The following is a 7,560-nucleotide window of genomic DNA, read 5'->3' as shown; positions in this document are numbered from 1 at the left end:
CCCCCAAACCCACAAATCCGGCTTTCGCTCACGGTCGGCGTCAGGCTGATGGCACTCTGCCATCCGGCGTCAGGCCTGGTTTTCCCCTTTTTCTGCCTTTGGTGCCATCCATAGCTGATGGCCCGGATCGCCCGCTTCATCGCCCGCGCTGGCCCGCCTCCTGTGACGGCGCGGCGCACAAGCTATAGGCCCACTTCGTCATGGCGCGCGGGCGATGGCGCGGACACCCGTTTGATGATCGCTAGGCCTCTGTCGTGATGATCGAGGTGCATCTCATGACGGCCGTACGCAACGTCGTGCTCAATCCGGTTCGGGTCCGGCTGGCGGCGAGACCTCAGGACTGGCCGTGGTCCAGCGCGAGCGACCGTCCGGTGGGGCAGAGCGATGATCCGCTGCGCGTGGCCCCGGTGCTGGCGCAGGTGGAGCGGTTCAGTGACCTGGTGACCGGGGCGTCGGCCGCCCGCTAGGCAGCAGGGATTTCATCGACAAGCTTGAACTGATCCTGGGGCGGCCGATCGCACGGCGCGCTCCGGGACGCAAGCTACACCCCTTTCACCCGCCGTCCTTGCCCAGAGAGCCTCGCGGTTATGGTAAATCGAAGTGAGGGTTTGAAATGAAGTTTCAGGCTAGAGATCCATCAATTCTACATGTGATCGATACTTCAGCCGCTGTGATCGGATGGCACATATCCTCATAAATATCTGTTTATAATAGAATTTTCGGCTAATTGATCGAGTATTTTGCGCCCTGTGAATGGGGCGCGCTTCAAGCATAAATTTACAATTCGAAGCCAGTACGGTTAATTTTAGTGTGCTTCTATCTGTTAAAATTGTGCGACTTGAAGGTCTCGTGTCCGGAATATTCGAATTATCGAAAAATTAAGCTCATTAAGTTCATTATGAAGGTGCAGACAAGCAAATCGAACGAACTTAAGTTCTGTTCGGCGATCTCATGGAAGGAAAGCGGCATGACGGTCATCGCGGATACCACCTCGCCCGGTTCAACCATCAAGTTGGAGCGCCTCGCAGCGGCGCCGGCCGAAACGACGGGGCCTGTGGGCGGATCACAATCCTTGAATATCCTTCTCGTCGAAGACGACGATGCGGATGCTTACCTTATAGAGCGTGCGCTCAGTTCCAATCCGCGGGTAGGTGCCATTGTCCGTGCCCGAGACGGTGTCGAAGCCCTGGAACTGGTTGACGCCCGACGCATGAAGCCAGATCTCGCCATTGTCGACCTGCACATGCCCCGCAAGGATGGCTTCGCGCTACTCGCGGAACTGCGGGCCCGGGTGACCGTGGAGTTTCCGTCTGTCGTCCTCACGTCATCCAGGTCGGGGGCTGATGCGCTGCGCTCACGCAAACGCGGCTGCGTGGAGTATGTCACCAAGCCAAACGGAATGGCAAAGATGACGATCGCGCTCGATCGCATCATCGCCGCAGCATAGCAGTTCTGCATCGCGCGGCGGTGGGGCAGAGCCTGCCGCTGCGGGTGTTGCCGGCGATTCAGCCGCGCCACCAAAAGGGTCATCAATGGAGACTTTGTCGCTCCTGTTCGTGGATGACGATCCTTTGTTTCTGGATCTCATCTCCCTGATCGCCGGGGGCGTCTTTCCCGGCGCGCAGGTCGTAACTTTAGAGGATCCCAACCTTGTGCGGGCGGCCTGTGAGCGCCAGCACTTCGATTGCGTGCTTCTGGACTATCGCATGCCCACGCTCAACGGGCTGGCCTGTGCGAAGGGCCTTAATCGCATTCTGCCTTACCTGCCGATCATCCTGGTGACAGGCTCGGGCGACGAAACCCTCGCAACGAGCGCTATGCATGCCGGCGTTACGGACTACATCCCCAAATCTCGGCTCAAGGCACAGTCTTTAAAGCGGGCAATAAAAAACGCCATCCAGATCACCAGTCAACGACGGGTGATCGACGAACAACGCGCGGAACTGGAAACATTCGCGCATGCCCTGGCGCATGACTTCAAACAACCTCTTCGACAGATCACCACGTTTACCCAGATGATTTCCGACGAGCTTGGTGATGAAAAAGGGCCAGACGTGGCAACCCATATGGCTTTCGTGGACGCAGCAGCGCGCCGTCTCGCCAACCTGGTTGACGTTATGTCCGACTATACGTTGCTGGGACAACCCGTGCCGATCACCAATCTAAACCTTCGAGACGTCGTATCGGACGTTTCGGTTGCGCTTTCCTGCTACATTGAGGAACGCGCCGGACGGATTTTTATTGATGTAGATCAAAATATCCGAGGCAACGCCACCTTGATGGCGCAGGTATTACAAAATCTTATCGTCAATGGACTTAAGTACAACGCCAGTTCTTCACCCACGGTCTGGATATCGGCCGCGTATGTAGATGACGGTGTTGAAATCCTGGTGCGGGACAACGGAATTGGCATTGACCGCCAGTATCACGAAGCGGTGTTTGCACCACTTGTGCGACTTCACTCCGAGGCAGCCTATTCTGGCACTGGACTGGGCTTGACGATGGTCCGCAAAGCGCTCGCTCGGCAGCAGGGTTCCATTACCTGCTCCTCCGAACCCGGGCGAGGATCTGAGTTTTGTATAAAGCTTGCGGCAGCGCGGGCGGGCCGTCGGAGCGCTGTCGGATAGGGCTTAAGGTCAGGTATACCTAGTATCGTCGTTATGGCTGGATGAGAACACGACGGTCGCCTCAGCGAGCGCGAGCGCCCCAGCAGCCAAAAAAGTGAGCGTCCACTGTGAATGTTCTGTATGTCGACGATGAAAGCGATCTGCGCGAGCTTGCGCAGTTTTCACTGGAACTGGACCCCGAGATACGGGTGACGACCGCGGATTCAGGCCCCGCCGCCCTGGAACACCTGGCCCGAGCGGCAGTTGATGTTGTGCTGCTGGACGTGATGATGCCGAAGATGGACGGACCGGCCGTTCTCGCGGCGCTGCGTGAGGAAATCGGAGCCAATACGCCGGTCATTTTCGTGACAGCCAGAGCATGGCCCGACGAGCGTCGGCGACTACTCGACCTTGGAGCCCTGAAGGTCATTGCCAAGCCATTCGATCCGACGGTGTTGGCTCAGGATGTACGCGCTGCGCTTGCGGGTCGCCATGAGCGATGATCCGCTTTCACGCCTGCGGGCTCGTTTCAGGCAAAGGTGCATCGACGACCTTGCCACGCTTCGCTCACTTCTGAATCAGGACGCAATCGTTCGGCGTGAGCCGCTGCGCACGGTGGCCCACGGCCTAGCCGGAATAGCCGGAAGCTTCGGACACGCCTCGCTGAGCGCTTTGGCCGGCGAAATCGACTATGATCTCGCCAAGGATCATTTGGTGGCCGACGAAAAGCTTTCCGAACTTGCGACCGCTCTGGAGATGACCATCCGTGAGTTTATGGGTTGAAACAATACATGAGCATCCGCCAGCCGGCTGATGTTAAAGCAAATGGCCTCCGGCAAACCCGGAGCGGTTCACTGAAGCCCGCTCCCCAGCAGCTTCACTGGTCCTGTCCGAATGAGCGCGCCGGGTACAGAACGGGGATCCCGCAAGAGGAGCTTATGGCCGGTGCGAGGGTTGCGCCGGGGCGGTCGCTACAGCGGTTTTTCCATGAACACCAGATAGGGCATCAATCGCGCGGGGTACTCCTGATAGGGGGCAATGTGTTTGAACCCCATCGACTCATACATCGCGACCGCTTCGACCAGGCGGTCCCCTGTATCCAGCCGCATCAGGCCGTAGCCGTCCTGCCTGGCCAGATCGACAAGCGCGTTTGACAGCTTTCGACCCACTCCGAGACCTCTTGCGGTATCGGTGACATAGAGCCGTTTGAGCTCACAAACACCGGCGGACAGGTGCCGGTAAGCGCCGCCGCCGACGACCTTGCCGCCAATGTCCACGACCATCGTTCGCCCATTCGGCGGGCCATACTTCGCGGCAAGAACCTTCAGTTCCTCGTCTAGCGACTGGTACCCGAAGACCTCCTCCACGAACCAGGGCATGTCGCGATAGCGCTCGCGGCACCAGCCGACATACAGGCGGCAGACCTCGCCGAACCCTTCATAGTCCGCGCCGGACTCCGCCGTTCGGATCGAGAACTCGGCATCGCTCATTGGCTTTGCGCTACAGGCTTCAGCGGTCTGGAAAGCCTATCGACAGTCGCGCTCCATTGCCAAGCGGACGAGACAGAACCCGCCTGATGCCTGGAAGCGCGAAGGGGCTTTCCGTGGCCTTGAGGCTCACCTCGAGGCCGCATTCAGCCATCAGGTCCTCGGCGTCCCTGATAGTCAGGCTAGCGCGAAAACAGAACCGGATCGCCAGCCGTGCCGTCGTCGAGGGGAAGCGGCCGCGCGTTTCCAAAATGGGTTTCACTTTCTTCTCCGGCTCAAGGCCGCATTTGCCCGGGTAACGGAGAGAAGCTAGCGTGACTGCGGCAGCTCCGATCCACGCTAGCGGCGGCGCCTAAGTCCCGGTCTGGGCCACCGCGCCCTGTCCGGTAAAAATAAGAAAAAACTGGGGACTGAGACGTGAACAGGATCGAAGCGCTGGCCCAGCTGACCGGCGAGGGGCTGCCCTATGAGCTCGTGGAGATCGAGGCGCTGGGGCGGCGCGTGCGGGCCTTCAAGAATGCCCCGGCCAACCTGAGGGCCCTTTATGAGGCCGGGCGTAGCGACCTGCCGTTCATCGTCTATGAGGACGAGCGCCTGACCTTTGAGGAGGCCTGGCAGGCGTCCCGGACGCTCGCGGCGGTCATGGCTCGCGACTATGGCGTGGAGAAGGGCGACCGGGTCGCGATTTCCATGCGCAACTATCCGGAATGGATCCTCGGCTTCATGGCGGCGACCTCCCTCGGGGCGATCGCGGTGGCGATGAACGCGCTGTGGCAGCCGCACGAGATGGCGTACGGGCTGAAGGACTCGGGCGCCAAGCTGCTGCTGGCCGACCAGGAGCGGCTGGACCGGCTGGCCGCCTGCGAGGACGTGCCTGCGGACCTGGCGGTGATCGCAGTGCGGGCGACCAGGACCCTGGCACCGGGCGTCCGGGGGTATGACGCGGTGATGGCCGGAGCGGATGACGCCGCGCCGCCGGAGCGCGAGGTCGGGCCCGATGACGACGCGATCATGCTCTATACGTCCGGCTCGACCGGCCATCCGAAAGGGGCGGTCTCGACGCACCGCAACATCCTGTCGGCGCTGCTCTCCTGGGAACTGGATGCGCAGGCCGGGATGCTGGCGGGCTTCGCCCCCGTGCTTGGCGGAGCGCAGCCGGCGGCGCTGCTGGCCATCCCCCTGTTTCACGTCTCGGGCCTGCATGTCAGCCTGCTGCAGTGCTTCCGCGCCCAGCGCCGGCTGGTCTGTCTGTACAAGTGGGATCCGGCCCAGGCCGTCGAGATCATCGAGCGTGAGAAGATCACCGGCTTCAACGGGCCGCCCGCGGTGACCGGCGATCTGGTGGAGATCGCACGGCGCGAGGGCCGCGACCTGAGTTCGCTGATCGCGGTGGGTGGGGGCGGGGCCTCTCGTGCGCCCGAGCAGGTCCGCGCCATCGACAGGGCCTTTCCCAACGCCGCGCCGAACACCGGCTGGGGCATGACCGAGACCAATGCCATCGGCACCAGCATCGCCGGTGCCGACTACCTGGCCCACCCGGCCAGTTCGGGGCGGGTGTCGGGTGTGCTGGATATCCGCATCGTCGACGAGGCCGGAGTGGCGCAGCCTGCCGGGACGCGGGGTGAGCTGCAGATCCGCGGGGCCTCGATCATGCGCGGTTACTGGAACCGGCCCGAGGCCAATGCCGAGACCTTCGTGGACGGCTGGATGCGCACCGGCGACGTGGCCTATGTCGACGACGAGGGCTTTGTCTACATCGTCGACCGTATCAAGGATCTGGTGATCCGCGGCGGTGAGAACATCGGCTGCGGCGCGGTGGAGGCTGCCCTGCTGGAACATCCCGAGATCGTCGAAGCGAGTGTCTATGGCGTCCCGGACGAACGCCTCGGAGAAGAGGTCGGTGCCACGCTCTATGTCCGCGCCGGCCTGGAGGAGGCGGCCTTGAGGTCCTTTCTCGAGCCCCGCCTCGCGCGGTTCGAGATTCCCCGTTACTTCCACTTCTCCGACGCTCCGTTGCCGCGCATCGCGTCGGGAAAGATTTTCAAGCGTCAGCTTCGAGACGAAGCCGCGCAACGCCATGCACCGCTCCTGCGCTGATACACCCCGCGGCTGTCGGGCCTCAGGCGTAGTCGGGCACCCCTCCTTTTGTTGACAATCTCCGGGACCAGTCATGCAATTCGACGATGTCATCCTCGGCCGCCGCAGCATCCGCGGCTACAAGCCCGATCCGGTTCCCAGGGCTCTGATCGAGGAAATCATCGGCCTGGCGATGCGGGCGCCGTCGTCGATGAACACCCAGCCCTGGAACTTCTACGTCATTACCGGCGAGCCGCTGGATCGCATCCGCGCCGGCAACACCGAGCGAATGGTGGCCGGCGTGCCGCAATCGCGGGAGTTCCGCCAGGGACAGGCCTTTGCGGGTCAGCATCGTGACCGGCAGGTGGGCGTCGCCAAGCAGCTGTTCTCCGCCATGGGGATCGCTCGCGACGATAAGGAGATGCGTCAGGACTGGGTTCTGCGGGGCTTTCGCCAGTTCGACGCTCCGGTCTGCGTGATCGTAACCTACGACCGCGTGCTGGACGGCAGCGACGACACGCCCTTCGACTGTGGAGCCGTCACCACCGCTCTGGTCAATGCCGCCTGGTCGCGCGGCCTCGGCACGGTGATCAACAGCCAGGGCATCATGCAGTCGCCTGTCGTGCGCGAGCACGCCGGAATAGCTGACGATCAGGTGATCATGAAAAGTATCGCCTTGGGCTGGCCCGACGAAAGCTTTCCCGCCAACGCGGTGGTGTCGGAACGCAAGTCGGTTGCAGAGGCGACTGTCTTCGTCGGTTTCGGCGACTAGGTACTTTGGAAGGCTCGGTCTTCAGTTTCAAAGCGTGATCGGGTCCGAAAGGGCGGGCCGCACGCGCTGGAGCAGCGTGGTGTGAGGTTTTGACCCAAGCAGGCTCCGCACGGCTTCCCGCGCGGTCGATGCTGTCAGCCTGGACGGCTGACGCCCTCCCGGTCGGAAGCCTCCCGGAACGGAGGCATCACCGCCCTGCGCCGGCGGCTCACGCGGCTGTTCCTGAATCGGGGCTGAAATTGCCCTTTGGGCGCGCACGGCCAGCCTGTCCCATTGCCCCTGGATGCCGTATCAAACGGGCTTGGGATCGGAAGGGAACGGCATGAAGGACTGGGTGATCGGCGTCATGGGCGGATCGGGTCTGTACGACCTGGACGGGTTGTCGGATCGGCGGACCCTCTGCGTGGAGTCTCCGTGGGGCGCGCCCTCCGATGAGCTGGTGACCGGAACCCTGGAAGGGGTTCGCCTGGTTTTCCTGCCGCGCCATGGCCAGGGTCACCGCATTCCGCCGGGCGCGATCAATGCGCGTGCCAATATCGATGTTCTGAAGCGGGCAGGCTGTACCGACCTTGTCTCGGTTTCGGCGGTCGGTTCGCTGCGGGAAGAGCTGCCGCCCGGG

The 7,560-nt window shown here is 62.2% G+C and carries 9 protein-coding genes; 8 read left to right on the top strand and 1 reads right to left on the bottom strand.

Annotated features, from left to right (window positions below; all coding sequences use genetic code 11):
• Nucleotides 1-275 precede the first annotated feature (275 nt).
• The 5 genes from DBR10_RS13340 to DBR10_RS13320 all read left to right on the top strand — a co-directional run bounded on the left by DBR10_RS13340 (nt 276) and on the right by DBR10_RS13320 (nt 3,389).
• Nucleotides 276-467 carry a hypothetical protein gene (locus DBR10_RS13340; protein ID WP_146184184.1) on the top strand — a complete coding sequence of 64 codons (192 nt, stop codon included), beginning with the start codon at nt 276-278 and terminating at the stop codon, nt 465-467.
• Between the two features lie 431 nt (nt 468-898).
• Entirely contained in the window at nt 899-1,447 is a 549-nt protein-coding gene (locus DBR10_RS13335; protein ID WP_108489944.1) for a response regulator, read from the top strand.
• Nucleotides 1,448-1,541: 94 nt separating this feature from the next.
• Nucleotides 1,542-2,627, top strand: coding sequence for a sensor histidine kinase (locus tag DBR10_RS13330; protein WP_158272232.1), 1,086 nt, complete (start codon nt 1,542-1,544; stop codon nt 2,625-2,627).
• A gap of 107 nt (nt 2,628-2,734) precedes the next feature.
• A complete protein-coding gene (locus DBR10_RS13325; protein ID WP_108505764.1) occupies nt 2,735-3,109 on the top strand; it encodes a response regulator in 375 nt (124 codons plus the stop codon).
• Nucleotides 3,099-3,389, top strand: coding sequence for an Hpt domain-containing protein (locus DBR10_RS13320; protein WP_158272231.1), 291 nt, complete (start codon nt 3,099-3,101; stop codon nt 3,387-3,389). Before DBR10_RS13325 ends, DBR10_RS13320 begins: the two co-directional genes overlap by 11 nt.
• A gap of 188 nt (nt 3,390-3,577) precedes the next feature.
• Here DBR10_RS13320 and DBR10_RS13315 read toward each other — a convergent pair whose 3' ends face one another.
• Nucleotides 3,578-4,096: a GNAT family N-acetyltransferase gene (locus DBR10_RS13315; RefSeq protein ID WP_108505763.1), complete on the bottom strand. Its 519-nt coding sequence runs from the start codon at nt 4,094-4,096 to the stop codon at nt 3,578-3,580.
• Between the two features lie 414 nt (nt 4,097-4,510).
• Between DBR10_RS13315 and DBR10_RS13310 the strand changes: the two genes are divergently transcribed.
• The 3 genes from DBR10_RS13310 to DBR10_RS20095 all read left to right on the top strand — a co-directional run.
• Complete coding sequence (locus DBR10_RS13310) at nt 4,511-6,190, top strand: class I adenylate-forming enzyme family protein (protein ID WP_108505762.1); 1,680 nt, start codon at nt 4,511-4,513, stop codon at nt 6,188-6,190.
• Nucleotides 6,191-6,263: 73 nt separating this feature from the next.
• Nucleotides 6,264-6,941, top strand: coding sequence for a nitroreductase (locus DBR10_RS13305; protein ID WP_108490593.1), 678 nt, complete (start codon nt 6,264-6,266; stop codon nt 6,939-6,941).
• Nucleotides 6,942-7,263: 322 nt separating this feature from the next.
• Nucleotides 7,264-7,560: phosphorylase family protein (locus tag DBR10_RS20095; protein ID WP_442861119.1), on the top strand; the 297-nt coding region annotated here is incomplete at its 3' end.

Source organism: Caulobacter sp. HMWF025 (assembly GCF_003060965.1).
GTDB lineage: Bacteria > Pseudomonadota > Alphaproteobacteria > Caulobacterales > Caulobacteraceae > Caulobacter.
This window is presented reverse-complemented; position numbering and strand designations above follow the sequence as displayed.

Excerpts from the sequence above, each read along its gene's own strand:
- DBR10_RS13340 (WP_146184184.1), top strand. The coding sequence starts at position 276 with ATGACGGCCGTACGCAACGTCGTGCTCAATCCGGTTCGGGTCCGGCTG.
- DBR10_RS13305 (WP_108490593.1), top strand. The coding sequence starts at position 6,264 with ATGCAATTCGACGATGTCATCCTCGGCCGCCGCAGCATCCGCGGCTAC.
- DBR10_RS13320 (WP_158272231.1), top strand. The coding sequence starts at position 3,099 with ATGAGCGATGATCCGCTTTCACGCCTGCGGGCTCGTTTCAGGCAAAGG.
- DBR10_RS13315 (WP_108505763.1), bottom strand. The coding sequence starts at position 4,096 with ATGAGCGATGCCGAGTTCTCGATCCGAACGGCGGAGTCCGGCGCGGAC.
- DBR10_RS13335 (WP_108489944.1), top strand. The coding sequence starts at position 899 with ATGAAGGTGCAGACAAGCAAATCGAACGAACTTAAGTTCTGTTCGGCG.